Annotated in this window: 18 protein-coding genes and 1 tRNA gene; 6 read left to right on the forward strand and 13 right to left on the reverse strand. The window is 69.0% G+C overall.

The window, feature by feature from the left end; genetic code table 11:
• Positions 1–69: 69 nt before the first annotated feature.
• From DXT68_RS10790 to DXT68_RS10805, 4 genes are all read left to right on the forward strand, one after another.
• Positions 70–561, forward strand: coding sequence for a single-stranded DNA-binding protein (locus DXT68_RS10790; protein WP_045252737.1), 492 nt, complete (start codon positions 70–72; stop codon positions 559–561).
• Positions 562–687: 126 nt separating this feature from the next.
• Complete coding sequence (locus DXT68_RS10795; protein ID WP_052677579.1) at positions 688–1374, forward strand: hypothetical protein; 687 nt, start codon at positions 688–690, stop codon at positions 1372–1374.
• On the forward strand, positions 1371–1580 hold the full coding sequence (locus DXT68_RS10800; protein WP_045252725.1) for a helix-turn-helix transcriptional regulator: 210 nt from the start codon (positions 1371–1373) through the stop codon (positions 1578–1580). The genes DXT68_RS10795 and DXT68_RS10800 overlap by 4 nt, the downstream gene beginning before the upstream one ends.
• Positions 1581–1620: 40 nt before the next feature.
• The gene (locus DXT68_RS10805; protein WP_341853345.1) at positions 1621–2793 is read left to right on the forward strand and encodes a tyrosine-type recombinase/integrase; all 1173 of its coding nucleotides are present in this window, start codon (positions 1621–1623) and stop codon (positions 2791–2793) included.
• 188 nt (positions 2794–2981) lie between these two features.
• On the opposite strand, the gene DXT68_RS10810 is transcribed toward DXT68_RS10805, so the two are convergent.
• Positions 2982–3055: transfer RNA gene (locus tag DXT68_RS10810), tRNA-Pro, on the reverse strand.
• 214 nt (positions 3056–3269) lie between these two features.
• Here DXT68_RS10810 and DXT68_RS10815 point away from each other — a divergent pair.
• Together DXT68_RS10815 and DXT68_RS10820 are read left to right on the forward strand one after the other, a co-directional pair.
• A complete protein-coding gene (locus DXT68_RS10815; RefSeq protein WP_045252723.1) occupies positions 3270–3725 on the forward strand; it encodes a hypothetical protein in 456 nt (151 codons plus the stop codon).
• 64 nt (positions 3726–3789) lie between these two features.
• A complete protein-coding gene (locus tag DXT68_RS10820; RefSeq protein WP_045252722.1) occupies positions 3790–4176 on the forward strand; it encodes an RNA-binding S4 domain-containing protein in 387 nt (128 codons plus the stop codon).
• 27 nt (positions 4177–4203) lie between these two features.
• Here the strand turns inward: DXT68_RS10820 and DXT68_RS10825 are convergent, their stop codons facing one another.
• The 12 genes from DXT68_RS10825 to DXT68_RS10880 form a co-directional block, all read right to left on the reverse strand.
• The gene (locus DXT68_RS10825) at positions 4204–5139 is read right to left on the reverse strand and encodes an NUDIX domain-containing protein (RefSeq protein WP_045252721.1); all 936 of its coding nucleotides are present in this window, start codon (positions 5137–5139) and stop codon (positions 4204–4206) included.
• Between the two features lie 175 nt (positions 5140–5314).
• On the reverse strand, positions 5315–6853 hold the full coding sequence (gene der, locus DXT68_RS10830; protein WP_045252720.1) for a ribosome biogenesis GTPase Der: 1539 nt from the start codon (positions 6851–6853) through the stop codon (positions 5315–5317).
• On the reverse strand, positions 6846–7520 hold the full coding sequence (cmk, locus tag DXT68_RS10835) for a (d)CMP kinase (protein WP_045252719.1): 675 nt from the start codon (positions 7518–7520) through the stop codon (positions 6846–6848). Before cmk ends, der begins: the two co-directional genes overlap by 8 nt.
• Positions 7513–8658 (reverse strand): prephenate dehydrogenase, encoded by a 1146-nt coding sequence (locus DXT68_RS10840; protein WP_045252718.1) that lies wholly within the window; start codon positions 8656–8658, stop codon positions 7513–7515. Before DXT68_RS10840 ends, cmk begins: the two co-directional genes overlap by 8 nt.
• Positions 8655–9443 (reverse strand): pseudouridine synthase, encoded by a 789-nt coding sequence (locus DXT68_RS10845; RefSeq protein ID WP_045252717.1) that lies wholly within the window; start codon positions 9441–9443, stop codon positions 8655–8657. The genes DXT68_RS10840 and DXT68_RS10845 overlap by 4 nt, the downstream gene beginning before the upstream one ends.
• Positions 9440–10042 (reverse strand): SMC-Scp complex subunit ScpB, encoded by a 603-nt coding sequence (scpB, locus tag DXT68_RS10850; RefSeq protein ID WP_045252716.1) that lies wholly within the window; start codon positions 10040–10042, stop codon positions 9440–9442. The genes DXT68_RS10845 and scpB overlap by 4 nt, the downstream gene beginning before the upstream one ends.
• The gene (locus DXT68_RS10855) at positions 10032–10853 is read right to left on the reverse strand and encodes a segregation and condensation protein A (protein WP_045252715.1); all 822 of its coding nucleotides are present in this window, start codon (positions 10851–10853) and stop codon (positions 10032–10034) included. Before DXT68_RS10855 ends, scpB begins: the two co-directional genes overlap by 11 nt.
• Positions 10837–11670 (reverse strand): ParA family protein, encoded by an 834-nt coding sequence (locus tag DXT68_RS10860; protein ID WP_045252735.1) that lies wholly within the window; start codon positions 11668–11670, stop codon positions 10837–10839. The genes DXT68_RS10855 and DXT68_RS10860 overlap by 17 nt, the downstream gene beginning before the upstream one ends.
• Positions 11671–11813: 143 nt before the next feature.
• Positions 11814–13160, reverse strand: a complete 1347-nt coding sequence (locus tag DXT68_RS10865) for an ABC transporter permease (protein WP_082068773.1) — start codon at positions 13158–13160, stop codon at positions 11814–11816.
• Positions 13160–13876 (reverse strand): ABC transporter ATP-binding protein, encoded by a 717-nt coding sequence (locus DXT68_RS10870; protein WP_045252733.1) that lies wholly within the window; start codon positions 13874–13876, stop codon positions 13160–13162. The genes DXT68_RS10865 and DXT68_RS10870 overlap by 1 nt, the downstream gene beginning before the upstream one ends.
• Before the next feature lie 11 nt (positions 13877–13887).
• A complete protein-coding gene (locus DXT68_RS10875; RefSeq protein WP_052677578.1) occupies positions 13888–15507 on the reverse strand; it encodes an efflux RND transporter periplasmic adaptor subunit in 1620 nt (539 codons plus the stop codon).
• 1 nt (position 15508) lies between these two features.
• Positions 15509–16525: a hypothetical protein gene (locus DXT68_RS10880; protein ID WP_045252714.1), complete on the reverse strand. Its 1017-nt coding sequence runs from the start codon at positions 16523–16525 to the stop codon at positions 15509–15511.
• Positions 16526–16579: the final 54 nt, after the last annotated feature.

Below are 16579 nucleotides of genomic sequence, written 5' to 3' on the forward strand. Positions count from 1 at the left end.
GGCGTGGTCGTACCTGTCTGGTGAGCCCGCGGCTGCGGGATTGACATGGACATGTTGGGAGATATCACGATGACCATCCGCACGAAGGAATCCCTGTCGGGGTTCGTCGCGTCCGACCCGGAGCTGACGTTCACCAGCAAGGGCGATGCCCGCCTCTATGCCCGGATCGGGCAGCCCCAGGCCCGGGTCGAAGACGACGGGACGTTCACCCCGTTGGAGCCGACGTTCACGGACTTGGTGATGTTCCGGCGCTCCGCGGAACTCGCGCACGAGCAGTTCCAGAAGGGTGACAACTTCCTCGCCGAGGGCGAGACCCGCACCTACACCGGCAGCGACGGCACCGAACGAGAGCAGTTCGTCGCGTCCCGGATCGGACACGACAACAACATCACCCGCTACACCGTCGACCGCACCCCACCCGGACGAGAAACCCCGCAGCAGGAGACCCCGGCGCGCGAACAAATGCAACAGGCCCTCGCCGAACGCGGAGCACAACTCGACCCGGAACCTCCCACCGGGACCAGCGCTGCGTCCATGCAGCGCGGCGCGGTCGCCCGATAAGCCGCGGGTGCGTCGACCAGTCACGCCACCAGCTCCGCCTGGTCGCCGCAATCGCCTCCTTCCTTCGCCGCGTCGTTCGCGGCTCTCCTCCTTCGCCTCGCCGCGCCACGTTCCGGGAGTTTTCTGATGACCACCAACAACCCCACCCCACCCGACCTGCCCGACACCGAATCGCAGGGCGCGGGGCCGGCCGTACCGGGGCCAGACTTCGACGGGATTGACCTGTCCGGGCTCCCCGCAGAGGTCGCTGAGAAAGCGAAGCAGTTCGCGAAACAGACCTTCGCGGCGGACTTGGCGAAGTCACTCACCGCGGTGGCACGCCCGATCAACTGGCGCACCCTCCCACCCACCGACCTCGAGCACGAGCTTCTCGAGCTGAACGGATGGGTCGACTGGCTCCGCCACACCTACGGCCTCCCCGCACAAGTGGTCCCGCCGATGTGGCACCGCCACCCCGAAGTCCTCTGGGAACTCTCCGCCCTGCGCCAGCACTGGCTGTTCTGCTTCGACCCACAAGCCAAAGGAAACCAAGCACTCGCCTGGCACCACGATTTCAGTGTCGCGCGTGAGCGGTTGCGGGACTGGGCCACGATCTCCGGCACGCGCCTTGACCGCGACCGCCCTACCCGCATCACAGCGTGGCCCGGCGGCGAAGCCGAAGACTGGACAGAACCCGACACCACCGAACGCCCCGTCGTGAAGCGCGCGGAGGACTTCCTCGCGTTCGTCCAGGAGCAGGTCAAGGCCAGGACTGCGGAGCAGGACGCGACGATCCGGGAGATCGTGAACATCGATTGGAGCGAGCAGTCATGACCGAACAGACCGGCGACATCCTCGTGTCACCGTTGCGGGATAGCCGCGAAATTGCGGCGTTCTTGCGGGTCTCGGAATCAACACTGTCGAGGTGGCGGGCCGAGAAGAAGGGACCCCCGTTCATCCGGATCGGTGGCGTGACCCGGTACCGCATCGAACAGGTCGAGCACTGGCTCGCCTCTCTCGGCGCCGATGAGCACGCCTGAACCGACCGCACCTCCCCCGGTGCCGCCGATCGGGGTGAAGGTGACCACCGACCTCGAACACCGCACCTCGGGGATCCGTGCTCGCGCCCGCTGGATCGACCCCCACACCCGCAAACGGGTCACCCGCGCGCTTGTCGTCCCCGACGAGGACGCCGCCGGGGAGTTCTTCCAGTACCTGCAGGCCTCCGCCGAACTCGGGATCGACAAACGCATCCTCTTCTCTGACTACGTCGAGATGATCGGCGACCGGTGGCAGCGAGGCCTGGACCCGACGTCCACCGTCGACGGCTACAGACTCGGACTCCGCCTCCGCGTGCTCCCGGCGCTCGGGCACTTACCGCTGTCACAGATCACGGCGGGGATGATCGACCGCACCATCGACCAGTGGGAGACCCAGCACTCCGCGTCGACCATCAAGAACACCATCGCGCCGCTCGTCCGTGTCCTCGACGAAGCCGTCCGCGACGACCTCCTGCCCAGCAACCCTGCCCGCAACCGGTCCCGACGGTCCCTCGGGAAATCGGCCCTCAGCTTGAAAGAGGATGACCTGTCACCGCGCGTGCACGCGCTCAAAGATCTCGCGACGCTCACAGCGCTGGCGGATAGGTGTGGGGAGGTGCATCAGAGCTATTCCGATTTCGTGATGCTCTGCGCGCTCCTCGCCGCCCGCGGCTCCGAGATCTCAGGGCTTCAAGTCGGCGACATCGACTGGGATCAACGGATCGTCACGATCCGCCGCCAAACCTACCCAGGCGCAGGCGGCCTCGTCACCAAGCAAACCAAGGGGCGAGACATCCGGCACGTCCCGATCCTGCAAGCGCTCACCCCCGTGCTTGAGCGCCTCACCGGAGACCGTGAGCCTGACGAACGGCTACTGACCGGACCCCGCGGTGGCGTGCTTACTACCGCCTCCGTGCGGGACGCGACGAAATGGGATCAGCTCGTCACCGATCTTGACCTGACGAGCCTCACCCGGCACGGCCTCCGGCACACCGGAGCAACCTGGCTCGCCGACGCCGGCATCCCCCTCCACGTTCTCCAAGGCATCCTCGGCCACAAATCGATCGAGACCACCCGCGGCTATCTCCACCCCGACACCAGGCACCTCACCGACGCTGCCGCACGCGCCAACGCGTTCCTCGACGGACACGAGAACCGCGAACGTGAGACCCCCGAACCGTCCCCCCAAACGACGCCACCGCGGCGTCGATGAAGGCTGCCGATCGCGGCTAAGGCGGGCTTCAGGTCCCGGCCAGGTCCCGGCTCGTCGCAACAGCCGCGATTGGAGCATCTCGGCTGATATCAACACCCGCGGTCGGGTGCTTCCATAAACCACTCCGAAAAGGACAACGGAGACGACGAAGCCCAGGTGAGAAACCTGCTCTCACCTGGGCTTTTCTGTCGGGATGACAGGATTTGAACCTGCGACCCCTTGACCCCCAGTCAAGTGCGCTACCAAGCTGCGCCACATCCCGTTGTTCTATTTTCGAGCCGTACCGAGTCGTTACCGCACCTAACCCCCAGTCAAGTGCGCTACCAAGCTGCGCCACAGCCCGTTGTTCTGCACTCTCGCGCAGGCAACTCCCCTATCTTAGCCCCACTCCGGTGCGCTCCGCGAACCGAGCGTACGCTCGGGCACGTCTCCATCTGGCCCGTGTGATGTTGCCGCTCGACGACTAGCGTGGAGACATGAGCGACGAGCATCCGACCATCGATGACGCGGAACTCGGAACGCTCGCGCGCGCGACGACCGAGCTGGCCGACGGCACCGTCCTCGAACATGACTGGTATGCGGGCGGCACCGTCGTCGACGGGCTGCCGCTCGACCTCATGATCGAGGGGACGACCGTCGACGAGGCACGTGCACTGCTTCCGCATGTGCATGAGACGATCGCGGCGCTCGGGGTGCTGCGCCGTCTGGCATCGGATGCTGTCGTCGTGGCGTTCAGCACCGGCACACCCGAGCAGCATGAGCTCGACGATGCCGCTTCCGATCTCGCTCTCGAGACGCTCGAGGCGTCGGCCGACGGCACGATCGTGCTGCACCTGATCGACACCTGCGGCGAGCACTTTCCCGAAGGGTACTGGCCCGCCGTGCATCTCGGTGCCGACGGCCAGATCACACAGGTCACGGTGGAATCCTGAGCGCCGCAGACTCCGCGCTCCCCCGCGCCGCCATGGCAGCGCCCAGGCGAAGGCGAGCACGCTGATGGCCGACGCCGCGCGCGTGGACAGCTGGCTCTGGGCGATCCGTGTCTACAAGACCCGCTCGGCCGCGACGACCGCATGCCGCGCGGGGCATGTACGGGTCAACGGCGAGAAGGTGAAGGCCGCGCAGCATGTGAAGATCGGCGACGAGCTGCGGATCAGGATCGCCGGCTTCGATCGCATCCTCTTCGTGCGCCAGCTGCTCGTCAAGCGGGTCGGCGCGCCTCTCGCGGCCCTCGCGTACGAAGACCGGACCCCCGAGCGGGAGCCGCAGGCCGCGCTCGGTCTACGCGACCGAGGCGCCGGGCGTCCGACGAAACGGGAGCGCCGCGACATCGACAAGCTCCGTGCTCGCGCGTCCGCGGACGACGGCATCTTCGGCGGATAGCTCAGCCGGCACGACCGCTCGAGGCGCTCAGGGCGTGCCGTCGAGAAGACGCAGCAGCCACCCCGCAGTCTGCACGCCCGCTGCGCCCGCAGCGAGCACTCGGGACTGCAGCTCACGATCGCTGGTCACCGCGATCACGCGCTGACCATCTCGGACACGACGGTCGACCTCCGACACGATCGCGTCGTCGCCCGCACCGGCGGCCTCGACGACGGACACGACGGCGGCCGGCAGCAGCTCCGCGGTGACGTCCGGCACCGGAGCCTCGGCGCCGCGAGCACGACCTTCGACGACGAGAGCGAGCTCGGGGAACCAGACGGTTCCGCCGATCCCCAGCTCTCCTGCGGGGACGGCGAGTCCGTCGAGGCGCGACGCGAGACGAGTCGTGGCCCCCGCGCGGTCCTTCCACCAACCGTCCGGCACCGCCCCGACCACATTCGCCGCATCGACCACGAGCGCGGGACGCACGTCGAGAAGCGCGCGCAGCGTCGGCCACGCACCCGCGAACCCGGGATGCAGCGGAAGCGAATCCACGTCACTCACGGGCACCCAGTCGAGCGCCACGCTCTCGGGGTCGCTGATCACCGGATCGAACGGCCGCACGACATCGGCGATCACCGTCGTGTACGACCACACGTCGAGGTCGAGAACGCTGGTGAAGCGAGGACGCACGGCACCGTCAGGCACTCCCGCTTCCTCCTGGGCCTCTCGCACGGCGCCCACGATCGCGCTCTCGCCCTCGTGCATCGCTCCCCCGGGGAGACCCCACGTGCCGCCGAAGTGGCTCCATGCGACACGGTGCTGGAGCAGGATGCCTCGGGCGGGGTCGTAGGCGAGCAGTCCTGCCGCACCGAACCGCCCCCAGTACTTCTCCCCCGACGGCGCGACCACCCAGACATCGCCGGGGTCACGAGGCCCTGCAGGGCGACGAGGCTCACCGGCCTCCGGGGGTACGACAGTCATCTCTTCAGCCTGTCACAGCATCCGGGCATCGGCACGTGCGCAGGACACACATCGGAACACCGCACGACGCGGCGCCCCGAACGACGCCGAGGGCGCCGCCTGCATACGGCTGTGCCCGCGCGGATCCGCGCGGGCACAGTGTCGTATGGAGGCGATGACGTCGCGCCGGACCGACTCAGCGCTGGCGCTTCTCGCGGACGCGCATGTTGATCACGATCGGCGTGCCGTCGAATTCGTACAGCTCGCGCAGGCGGCGCTGGATGAATCGGCGGTATCCCGGGTCGAGGAAGCCGGTGGTGAACAGCACGAACGTCGGCGGGCGCGTCGACGCCTGGGTGCCGAACAGGATGCGCGGCTGCTTGCCGCCACGCAGCGGATGCGGGTGCTCGGCCACGAGCTCGGCGAGGAAGGCGTTGAACTTGCCGGTCGGGATGCGTCGATCCCAGTTCTCGAGTGCGGTCTCGAGCGCAGGCACGAGCTTGTCGAGGTGGCGACCCGTCTTCGCGGAGATGTTGACACGCGGGGCCCACGCCACGTGGGCGAGGTCCTGCTCGATCTCACGCTCGAGGTACCGACGACGGTCGGCGTTCTCGAGGTCGTCGTCGTTCAGTCGATCCCACTTGTTGAACGCGAGCACGAGCGAGCGACCGGACTCGAGCACGAGGTCGATGATCCGCACGTCCTGCTCGCTGATGGTCTCCGACACGTCGAGCACCACGACGGCAACTTCGGCCTTCTCGAGCGCCGCCGAGGTACGCAGCGAGGCGTAGAAGTCGGCGCCCTGCGCCATGTGCACGCGACGACGGATGCCGGCGGTGTCGACCAGGCGCCACAGCTTGCCACCGAGCTCCACGACCTCGTCGACCGGGTCGCGGGTGGTGCCGGCGAGGTCGTTGACGACCACGCGCTCTTCGCCCGCCGCCTTGTTCAGGAGCGACGACTTGCCGACGTTGGGTCGACCGAGGATCGCGACACGACGAGGTCCGCCGATCTCCGCCTTCGCGACGGCCGAGACGTCGGGCAGGGTCTTCAGCAGCTGATCGAGCAGGTCCGCCACGCCACGGCCGTGGATGGCCGAGACCGGATGCGGCTCACCGAGTCCGAGGTTCCAGAGAGCCGCGGCCTCGGGCTCCTGGCGGGCGTCGTCGATCTTGTTCGCGACGAGGAACACCGGCTTGCCGCTCTTGCGCAGCAGCTTGACCACGTGCTCATCGGTCGACGTCGCGCCGACCATCGCGTCGACGACGAAGAGCACCACGTCTGCGAGGTCGATCGCGACCTCCGCCTGCGCGGCGACGGAGCGGTCGATGCCACGGGCGTCGGGCTCCCATCCGCCGGTGTCGACGAGCGAGAACCGGCGGTCCGCCCACTCCGCCTTGTACGTGACACGGTCGCGCGTCACGCCGGGGGTGTCCTCGACGACGGCCTCACGGCGTCCGAGGATGCGGTTCACCAGCGCGGACTTGCCGACGTTCGGTCGACCGACGATCGCGACGACGGGCAGGGCGGGGAAGAACTGGATGCCGTCCTCGCCCATCGTGATCCCGGCGAGGAGCGCGGCATCCTCATCGTCCAGGTCGTAGTCGGCGAGGCCGGCGCGCAGCGTCTCGGCACGCGCCTCGGCAAGCTGCTCGTCGAGCGACTCCATCTTCTCGGCGAGCCGATCGACATCGGTCCCTGAGCCTGTCGAAGGGTCGTATTCGTCGTCAGCCATGGTGTACTCCTCGGATTCGTTCGATCACCGAGAGAACGGCGTCGATGGTCTGTGGGAAATCGAGCTCCGTCGAGTCGACGACCTCCACGCCCTCTGCGGCGTTGAGGAAATCGACGACGGCGCTGTCTGATGCGTCTCGCTTGTGCAGTGCGGCGGCCACGGCCTCGGCGTTCTCCCCTGCGAGCTCGCCCGCGCGGCGCGCGGCGCGCACCTCGGGGGCTGCCGTCAGGAGGATGCGCACAGGCGCGTCCGGAGCGACCACCGTGGTGATGTCACGGCCCTCGACGACGACCGCGGGGTACGGCGCCTCGGCGACGAGGGAACGGAACAGACGGTTGACCTGCTCTCGCACCTCGGGCACCCGGGCGACACCGCTCACCGCGCCCGAGACCGCCGGCTCGCGGATGGCCTCGGTGACGTCGACGTCTCCGACGTGCACGGCACGGTCATCGGGGTCGAGTCCGAGACGCACCGGGAATTCGGCGACCGCGGCGAGGACGGCGCCGGCATCCGCCGTGTCCGCACCTCGATCGAGGACGTGCCAGGCGAGCGCGCGATAGGCGGAGCCGGTGTCGAGGTAGCCGAATCCGAGCGTGCGGGCCACGGCCTTGGACACGCTGGACTTGCCGGAACCTGCGGGTCCGTCGATCGCGATGAAATCAGTCATTGGTCGTACCTGCAATCCGCCAGCCGCGTTCCTGGAGTCCGGTGATCGCGCCGTGCAGCGCAGCGGGGTCGACGCTGATCTCAGCGAGACCGAACTGCGCACCGGGCGAGTGCTCGAGGCGGAGGTCCTCGACGTTCACGCCGAGCTCGCCGAGCTCCCCGAACAGCCGGCCGAGCTGCCCCGCGGTGTCGTCGATCATGACGACGAGAGACTCGAACCTCTGGTTCTGTCCGTGCTTGCCCGGCAGCCGTTCGACGCCGTCGTTGCCCTGCCTGATCGTCTCGGCGACCACACGCCGGGCGCCCGGCGCCTCCGGCGCACGCAACGCCTCCGACACCTCACGGAGATCCGCTGCCAGCGCGTCGAGGATCTCGACGACCGGCTCGGCGTTCGCACCGAGGATCTGCACCCACAGCTCGGGCGCGGATGCCGCGATGCGCGTGGTGTCGCGCACGCCCTGACCGGAGAGCCGCAGAGCGCCTTCGTCGGCCACGGCGAGTCGCCCGGCGAGCAGACTCGCGACCACCTGCGGCACGTGCGAGGTCAGCGCGACGGAACGGTCGTGCTCCTCGGGAGTCATCTCGAGAGGCATGGCGCCGACATCGAGCGCGAGCGCCTCGACGAGCGCGAGGTCCGTCGCGCGGGTGTCCGCGTCGCGGCAGACGACCCAGGGACGACCGATGAACAGGTCGGCGCGTGCCGAGATCGCGCCGCCGCGCTCTCGGCCGGCGAGGGGATGCGATCCGATGTAACGGGTGAGGTCGACGCCGCGCTGCTGCAGGCTGCGGAACGGCTCCAGCTTGACGCTTGCCACATCGGTGACGACCGCACGCGGAAAACGGGTCAGCTCCGCCTCGATCACGTCTGCGGTGACATCCGGGGGGACGGCGACCACGACGAGCACGGGGGCGTCATCGTCGGCGGCGGCACGGCCCGCACCGTAGTCGACGGCGAGGCGCAGCTGCGCGGGCGACGTGTCGGCGAGGACGACATCGACGCCCTTCGCGCGGAGCGCATGGCCGATGCTCGAGCCGAGCAGGCCGGCGCCGACAACGCGCACGGTGCCGGAGAGCCTCGCCGCGGTGCGCGGCGCGACGGAACTCCGAGCCCCCGTGGGCGCACTCGTCGTATCGGTCACTCGTTCTCCTGCTGCTCGCCTGGCGCCGCGGCGACACCGGAATCACGGCGCGACAGAGTCAAGAGCGCGCCCAGTTCGATTTTAGTCAGTTCACGGCTCTTCCCGACCGGGAGCGTTCCCAGGTGCAGCGGACCGAACTGCCGACGCACGAGTTCGGTGACCGGATGCCCGACCGCGGCCAGCATGCGCCGCACGATGCGATTGCGCCCGGAGTGCAGCGTCAGCTCGACCAGGCTCGACCCTCGCGAGGTGTCGAGCAGGCGCGCCTTGTCGGCCGCGATGAACCCGTCGTCGAGGTCGATGCCCTTGGTGAGCCGCGAGATCGTCTGAGCCGTCACCGCTCCGTCGACCTTCGCGATGTAGACCTTCGTGACCCCGAACGAGGGGTGCGCGAGAACGTGCGCGAGCTCCCCGTCGTTGGTCAGCACCAGCAGGCCGCTGGTCTCGGCATCCAGGCGCCCGACGTTGTAGAGCCGCTCCTCGTAGTCGTCGGTGAATCGGCGCAGGTCCGGACGTCCGCTCTCGTCGCGCATGCTGCTGACCACGCCCGTGGGCTTGTTGAGGATCACGTAGCGCTTCGACACATCGAGCTGCACGGCGGTGCCGTCGACGTCGACGAGGTCGGTCTCGGGGTCGATCCGACGCCCGAGCTCGGTCACGGTCTCGCCGTTGACCTTGATCCGCCCCTCGACGATGTACTGCTCCACGACCCGTCGGGACGCGACCCCGGCCGCAGCCAGGACTTTCTGCAGGCGGACGCCCTCGGGTGCCTCGGAGTCGCTCATCGGATGGTCCCTTCGTCGAAGCCGTCTGCACCGTCGTCGAGCAGAGGAGATATGGGGGGCAGCTCGTCGAGCGAGTTGATGCCCAGATGCTGCAGGAGCGCATCCGTGGTGCCGTAGTTGATCGCACCGGTCTCGGAGTCCGCGAACATCTCGGTGATCAGGCCGCGGGCCAGCAGCGTGCGCACCACCGAGTCCACGTTCACCGCGCGGATCGAGGCCACCTGGCTGCGCGTCACCGGCTGCTTGTAGGCGATCACCGCGAGCGTCTCGAGCGCCGCCTGCGAGAGGCGTGCAGGCGCCTGGCCGCCGATGAACTCGGCCACGAGGTCGTCGTGGTCGTCGCGCACGTAGAGCCGCCACCCGCCCCCGACCTCGCGCAGCTCGAACCCGCGGCGCGGGCCGGCCCCTCTGCCGTCGTAGTCGTCGACCAGCGTCTCGATCGTCTGACGCACCGCTGCCACGGGCGAACCCACGGCCGCCGCCAGTGCGATCAGTCCGATCGGCTCGTCGATGATGAGCAGGATCGCCTCGATCCGCTCCGCCAGCGGAGACTCCGTCGCCGCCGGATCCGCCACGGTTCCGGTCACATCATCGGTCATAATCGGCTCCCAGGGTCGCGAGTGTCTCGTCCGACCACGAATCGGCCGCCCAGCGCAGTGTCAGTTCGCCGAGCGGCTCGAGCTGCTCGAACGAGAGTGCGGCGTGCCGGTACAGCTCCAGAACGGAGATGAAGCGGGCGACGACGATCCCCGGCTCGCTCACCCCGGCGACCAGCTCGCGGAAGCTCACCGTCTCTGCGGCACGCAGCAGGGTCACCACGATCGCCGCCTGCTCGCGGATGCTGACGAGCGGGGCGTGCAGATGGTCGAGCCCGACGTGCGGGATCTCCTTGGGCGCGAACGCCAGCAGCGCCAGCGCGGCGAAGTCGTCGACGCTCAGCGACCACACCAGCTCCGGGGTCTTGCGACGGTGCTTCTCGTCCAGCCGCACCGCGCGGACATGCCGCCGGTCCTCGCGCTGGAGGCAGCGGGCGAACCACGCCGAGACCTCCTTGAACGCCCGGTACTGCAGCAGCCGTGCGAAGAGCAGGTCACGGGCTTCGAGCAGCGCCACCGCCTCGGCATCCACCAGCTCGCCCTGCGGGAGCAGGCCTGCCACCTTCATGTCGAGCAGCGTGGCCGCGACCACCAGGAACTCCGACGCCTGGTCGAGCTCCTCGTCGTCGTCGAGCTCGCGGAGGTAGGCGATGAACTCATTGGTGACCGCGCTCAGCGACACCTCGGTGATGTCCATCTCGTGCTTCGAGATGAGATTCAGCAGAAGATCGAAGGGGCCGTCGAAGTTCGACAGCGAGACCCGGAATCCCGTCGTGTCGTCAGGTGCGAGGCTCTCGTCAGGCGACAGCGCCACGGGCGACCAGCTCCCGCGCCAGCCGCAGGTAGGCCTGGGCGGCGGCGTGCTCCGGAGCGAACTCGGTGATGGGCACACCCGAGACCGACGCATCCGGGAACTTCACGGTGCGACCGATGACGGTCTCCAGCACATCGTCGCCGAAGGCCTCGACGACGCGCTGCAGCACCTCACGCGAGTGCAGCGTGCGCGGGTCGTACATCGTGGCCAGAAGGCCGTCCATCGTGATCGACGGGTTGAGTCGATCGCGCACCTTGTCGATCGTCTCGATGAGCAGGGCGACGCCGCGCAGAGCGAAGAACTCGCACTCGAGCGGGATGATGACACCGTGCGCGGCGGTGAGGGCGTTCACGGTGAGCAGCCCCAGCGAGGGCTGGCAGTCGACGAGGATGACGTCGTACTCCCCCGCCACCTGACGCAGGACACGGGCGAGGATCGTCTCACGCGCGACCTCGTTGACGAGGTGCACCTCCGCCGCCGACAGGTCGATGTTCGCGGGCATCACATCGAGTCCCGCGACACCGGAGTGGACGATCGCGTCGTGTGCGTCGCGCTTGGTGTCGAGCAGCAGGTCGTAGACGGTCGGCACGTCGTGCGTCTGGATGCCGAGACCGGCCGACAGCGCCCCCTGCGGGTCGAAGTCGACGGCGAGCACCTTGCGTCCGTACTCCGCCAGCGCAGCGGCGAGGTTGATCGAGGTGGTCGTCTTGCCGACGCCGCCCTTCTGATTGCAGAGCGCGATGATGCGCGCCGGGCCGTGCGACGCCAGCGGTTCGGGGGTCGCGAAGCCGTGATAGGGACGCCCGGTGGGTCCCATGGGGGTGTCGTCGGTCTTCGACGTCTTCACCCTGGACTTCGCCGCGTTCTCAGCCACCGATTCTCCTGCTCCGTCGTGCTTGAACGAGTCTAGCGGGAGCCCTGTCGACACGTGCCCCGGCGCGCGGCAGCAGCCGCACGCGTTCAGCCGCCCCGGAGCGCCTCCACCGGCTCGATCCTCGCCGCACGCCGGGCCGGATACCATCCGGACCCCCACCCGACGACGGCGCCGAGCAGGGCGCCCGCCACGGCGACGAGCGGATCGGCGACCGGAGTCCACCCCTGCACGACGGCGACCACGATCACGGCGAGCACGCCGAGGGCCGCGCCGATCAGGCCGCCGATGAATCCGATGACGATGGACTCCACCATGAATTGCGAGCCGATCTGCCGACGGGTCGCTCCGAGCGCTCGACGCAGACCGATCTCGCCGATGCGTTCCATGACCGAGAGCAGGGTGACGTTCGCGATCCCGAGGCCTCCCGCCAGCAGAGCGATCACACCGAGGATCAGGAAGACGACGTTGACATCGGACTGCACGCTCTGGCTGAGGTCGGAGGAGCCCGAGGGGGCGTTCGCCTCCAGGCTGTCCGGGTCATCGGGCTGCAGCGCGAGAACGGCCTGCTCGGCGACCTGGGGGCCCGCACCGACGACGATGCGGATGTCGAGATCGGACGGCGCGAGCAGCCCGAAGTCCGCCCTCGCGGATCCGATCGGGATGATCACCGCATCCGAGAGCTCGCTGCGCCTCTCCATGCCGTCGACTATTCCGACCACGGCATATGCGATGCCGGCGACGAAGACCGAGGGCTGCGAGTCGACCCGGTTGATGCCCATGCGCTCGGCCGCGCGTGCGCCGAGCACCGCCACCCGATCGGCCCGGTCATCATGCCCCTGGTCGAAGAACCGCCCGGTGACCAGCTCGCCCTCCTCGGCGTCGACGAGCTCCGGGGAGGCGGAGAACAGCCGCGGCGAGGCGACCGCCGGCGCCGAGGGGTCGTTGACGGGCACAGCCGTCACCGTCTCCCCCTCGGCGAGTTCGACCTCGCCCAGCAGCGCCGCGCTCTCGACACCGGCCAGCAGTGCGACGCGTTCCGGAGCATCCCAGGGCAGCCGCCCGGCGGCGACCGTGGTGTTCTTCGCCCCCGACTGCGCGGTCGCCGCGGTCACCACGACCCGCGTCGCCGCCGCTCCGTCGAACTGGCTGGCGATCTGGCCGGCCGCCGTCTGCGCGAATCCGAGCGTGGCGACGAGTGAAGCGATCCCGAGCACCGTTCCCATGATCGTCATCACGAGGCGCGCCGGGCGCGATCCGATGTCCGCGGTCGCCTCGGCGACGAGGTCCTGGAAGGTGAAGCGGTCCGCGTGCGTGATCGCCGGGACGAGAGGGGCTGCCGCCGTGTCGCCGGCCGCTGCAGCACCGCCGTTCTCCTGCTCGGTGGTCGCCTCCTCCCGAGAGCGCTGTCCGCGTCGCCACCGCAGCGCGCGCATCACAGCTCCGTCAATCGGCCGTCGGAGATCTGGATGCGGCGGCGGGCGCGCCGGGCCACGTCCTGATCATGGGTGATGACGATCAGCGTGAGTCCGTCGGCGTTGAGCTCTTCGAACAGCGCCATGACCTCTCCGGATGTCCGGTGGTCGAGGTTTCCCGTCGGCTCGTCCGCCAGCAGCAGCCTGGGCCCGCTCACGACCGCGCGGGCGACCGCCACACGCTGTCGCTCTCCGCCCGAGAGCGAGTTCGGGAAGAAGTCGACACGGTGCGAGAGTCCGACGCGGGACAGCGCCTCGCGCGCTCTGGCTTCGCGTTCGCGACGGGGCACGCCGCTGTACAGCATCGGCAGCAGCACGTTGTCGAGGACGGTGCGCCGCGGGAGCAGGTGGAACGACTGGAACACGAACCCGATGAACCGGGCACGCACGGCCGCGCGCTCGTCCTCGGTGAGGTCACCCGTGAGCGATCCCGCGAGGCGGTACTCCCCGACGCTCGGACGGTCGAGGAGTCCGAGCAGATTGAGCATGGTCGACTTGCCCGAACCGCTCGGCCCCACGATCGAGAGGTAGTCGCCGGACTCGATCGACAGCGTCGCCGCCTTGAGCGCCTGCACCTCGGGCGGGCCGGGGAAGGACCGCGTCACATCGCGGAGCTCGACGAGCGGTGGCGCGACGGCGACCCCTCCCCCGACCTCGGGATCGAGCTCGGCGGTGATCCCCGCGTCGGTCACTTCCCGACCACCACGAGGTCGCCCTCGTCGAGTTCGCCGTCCACCGGCGTGACCTCCACGGCACCCTTCGCCGCGAGCCCCGTCTCCACCACGACGATCCGCGTCTCGGTGTCGTCCCCCTTGCGAGGATCCGACTCCGCCACCTCGATGCGCGACTCCCCGCCGGGGCCAGCGGTCAGCGCGGCCAACGGCACCGACAGCACATCGCCCTCGGTGGCGCCGACCGCGATGCGCACGCGGACGTTCGCTCCCTGCAGCTGCGTGATCTGCTCGGGCGTGAGCGGGTCGGGCTCGAAGAGCACCTCCCATCGCGCCTTGTTGTCCTTGCCGGGGTTGAGTTCGACGATGACGGCCCGGTGCTCGGTGCCGTCGGGCAGTTCGAACGTGCCCTCGCCTCCCGCCTTGAGCAGACGCGCGTCCGCCTCGGCGGCGGCGCCCGTGAGCCGCACCGTCGCTCCCGACACGGTCATGACCGCACCCGAGATCGAGGTGCCTCGCGAGACGTTGACCGCGTCGACGCGGCGGGGCAGCTCCGTGAGGAACAGCACCTCACTCGAGGGCAGGAACGGGAGAACGCTCTGACGCGCCGTCTCGAGCGTCTGCGCGGCCGAGTCGACCTGAGCGCGAGCCGATTCCAGCGCGGCGCTCTCCGCCCCGGTGTTCTTCGCCGCCCACAGCTGGTCGCGCTCGAGACGCGCCGTCTGCAGGGCCCACTCCGCCTCCTGGACACTGGTGCCTTCGGCTCCGGCCCTCGCTGCGGCCAGCGCCTGCTCAGCGGCGGCGACGTTGACGTCGGCCTGCCAGCTCTCGAGCTTGCTCGGGCCGGCACCGGCGAGGTTCAGCGCCTGCTGCGCCTGCTGCACGCCGTCCTCGGCGGCGCGCACCCCCTCCTCCGCGGAGCGGACCGTCTCCTCCGCGCCCTCCTCGGGCGACGGCGCAGGGTAGCCCGCCTGCGCATAGAGCTGTCCGACGGCATTCGCGGTGGCCTGGTCGAACAGGTTCGAGGTGACATCGCCGGCATCGATCCCGATGCTGACCAGAGACTGCTTGAGCTGCAGCACGTCGGGGCCCGAGACGCCGATGCGCAGCGTGCGGTAGGCGGGAAGCTCACCCGGCAGGACGATGACCGGACGGCCTTCGATCTCCAGCGCGATCGAGAGGGGGTCGAGCGTCGCTCCGACCTCGGGCACCGCGCCGGTCACGACGCTGCCTCCCCCGGTGGTGTCGATCGTCACATCGACCGCATCCGCGTATCCGACATCGGCCCGCAGGGTCACGTCGTTGCTCAGAGGACCGAACTCGACCGGCACGGTGACCAGCCCCGGGTCCGGAGTCTCGCCGGCCTCGGCGGGCGAGATCAGGAAGCGTCCGACCAGCAGCCCCACGACCAGGCTGAGCACCGCGCAGAGCGCGACGATCCAGAGGGTGCGATTGCCACGGAGGATGCGTCGCCAGCCGCTGACGCGGGAGGTGTCGACGCTGTCGTCCGCCTCGTCGAGGAGCGCTTCGTCCGTCGGGATCAGCTCGTCGACTCCCGTCGCCTGCGCGGGGGCGCGTCCATCAGCGATCGACGGGCCTTCTGTGAGTGGTGTCGTGGGTGTCTCGTCGCGCGTCATTTCAGCTGTTCTGCTCGGCGGCGGCCTTGAAGGCCTCGAGGTCGGCCTTGTTGTCGGCGATGAACTTCTCCTCGAGAGCGAACTGGATCTTCAGCGATTCGTCGGCGTACGACGTCTTGGTGCGGCATTCGAGGTCCGCGAGGGCGAGCTCGATCTCGCGCTCGCCGAGCGCCGCCATCTCGGGGCTCTCGTTGGGGTCGACGAAGTCGGGTGACTCGGTGTCGACCGGGGTCGAGCCGTCGCCGTAGGCGGCGTCGTAGAGGGCGGACTGCTCCTCAGAGATCGACTGCTGCGCTTCGAGCTGCGCAGAGAATCCGGGCTCACCCGCGTCGTCCATGCACGAGGCCCACGCCGCGTTGAGCTCCTTGAGCTCGGGGGAATCCTGCGTCGACGTGTAAAGCTCGTTCATCTTGTCGCGGAGGTCGGCGAATTCATCCGACTGCCACGGGTCGTCGCCTTCGAGCTCGTGCTGCGCCCAGCCCTGGCATCCCGCGGACTCCCAGCTGTACTCGTAGCTGCCGTCCTCGGACATCTCCTCCTCGGTGGGGCCGGCACCGTAGGCGGTCTCGTAGAACGCGGTCTGCTCGGACTCCGAGAGCGACTCGACGTACTCCTGGTTGGGGTCGACGTACTCCTCCCCGGTCTGCTCGCCCATCTCCTCGCTGTAGGGACTGTTGACGATCCCGTAGCCGTACTTCTCGACCCAGTCCTTCTTCTCGGGCTCCCAGACGACGTCGTCACCCGAGAAGACCATGCCGCCGTTGTCGGTGTTCGGCGTGTACTCGAACCCCTCCTTGGCCATGCACTCGGCCATCAGCTCCTCTTGCTCACGCTGCCGCTCCTCGTACTGCTTCTGCTGCTCCTCCTGCGACATGTCGCCGCCGTATGCGGACGCGAGGTAGGTGCTCAGCGGGGAGTCCTCGTAGGTGAGCCCCTCATCGGAGGCCGTGGAGCACCCCACTAGCGTCACAGCCAGGGCGGTGGCGGCGAGGGCCGCGAGAGGTCCGGTGGAACGCATGTCGTACTCCTTCGTCGATCGACCCGAGTGATCCGAGGTCTCCCGTAAGCCTAG

Origin of the sequence: Microbacterium foliorum (assembly GCF_003367705.1) — a bacterium.
Taxonomy (GTDB): domain Bacteria; phylum Actinomycetota; class Actinomycetes; order Actinomycetales; family Microbacteriaceae; genus Microbacterium; species Microbacterium foliorum.

Coding starts and splice junctions, on each gene's coding strand:
- DXT68_RS10880 (WP_045252714.1), bottom strand. CDS start 16,525: ATGCGTTCCACCGGACCTCTCGCGGCCCTCGCCGCCACCGCCCTGGCT.
- der (WP_045252720.1), bottom strand. CDS start 6,853: ATGGCTGACGACGAATACGACCCTTCGACAGGCTCAGGGACCGATGTC.
- DXT68_RS10860 (WP_045252735.1), bottom strand. CDS start 11,670: ATGGGACCCACCGGGCGTCCCTATCACGGCTTCGCGACCCCCGAACCG.
- DXT68_RS10875 (WP_052677578.1), bottom strand. CDS start 15,507: ATGACGCGCGACGAGACACCCACGACACCACTCACAGAAGGCCCGTCG.
- DXT68_RS10845 (WP_045252717.1), bottom strand. CDS start 9,443: ATGAGCGACTCCGAGGCACCCGAGGGCGTCCGCCTGCAGAAAGTCCTG.
- DXT68_RS10795 (WP_052677579.1), top strand. CDS start 688: ATGACCACCAACAACCCCACCCCACCCGACCTGCCCGACACCGAATCG.
- cmk (WP_045252719.1), bottom strand. CDS start 7,520: ATGACTGATTTCATCGCGATCGACGGACCCGCAGGTTCCGGCAAGTCC.
- DXT68_RS10825 (WP_045252721.1), bottom strand. CDS start 5,139: ATGACTGTCGTACCCCCGGAGGCCGGTGAGCCTCGTCGCCCTGCAGGG.
- DXT68_RS10815 (WP_045252723.1), top strand. CDS start 3,270: ATGAGCGACGAGCATCCGACCATCGATGACGCGGAACTCGGAACGCTC.
- DXT68_RS10865 (WP_082068773.1), bottom strand. CDS start 13,160: ATGCGCGCGCTGCGGTGGCGACGCGGACAGCGCTCTCGGGAGGAGGCG.
- scpB (WP_045252716.1), bottom strand. CDS start 10,042: ATGACCGATGATGTGACCGGAACCGTGGCGGATCCGGCGGCGACGGAG.
- DXT68_RS10790 (WP_045252737.1), top strand. CDS start 70: ATGACCATCCGCACGAAGGAATCCCTGTCGGGGTTCGTCGCGTCCGAC.
- DXT68_RS10800 (WP_045252725.1), top strand. CDS start 1,371: ATGACCGAACAGACCGGCGACATCCTCGTGTCACCGTTGCGGGATAGC.
- DXT68_RS10820 (WP_045252722.1), top strand. CDS start 3,790: ATGGCCGACGCCGCGCGCGTGGACAGCTGGCTCTGGGCGATCCGTGTC.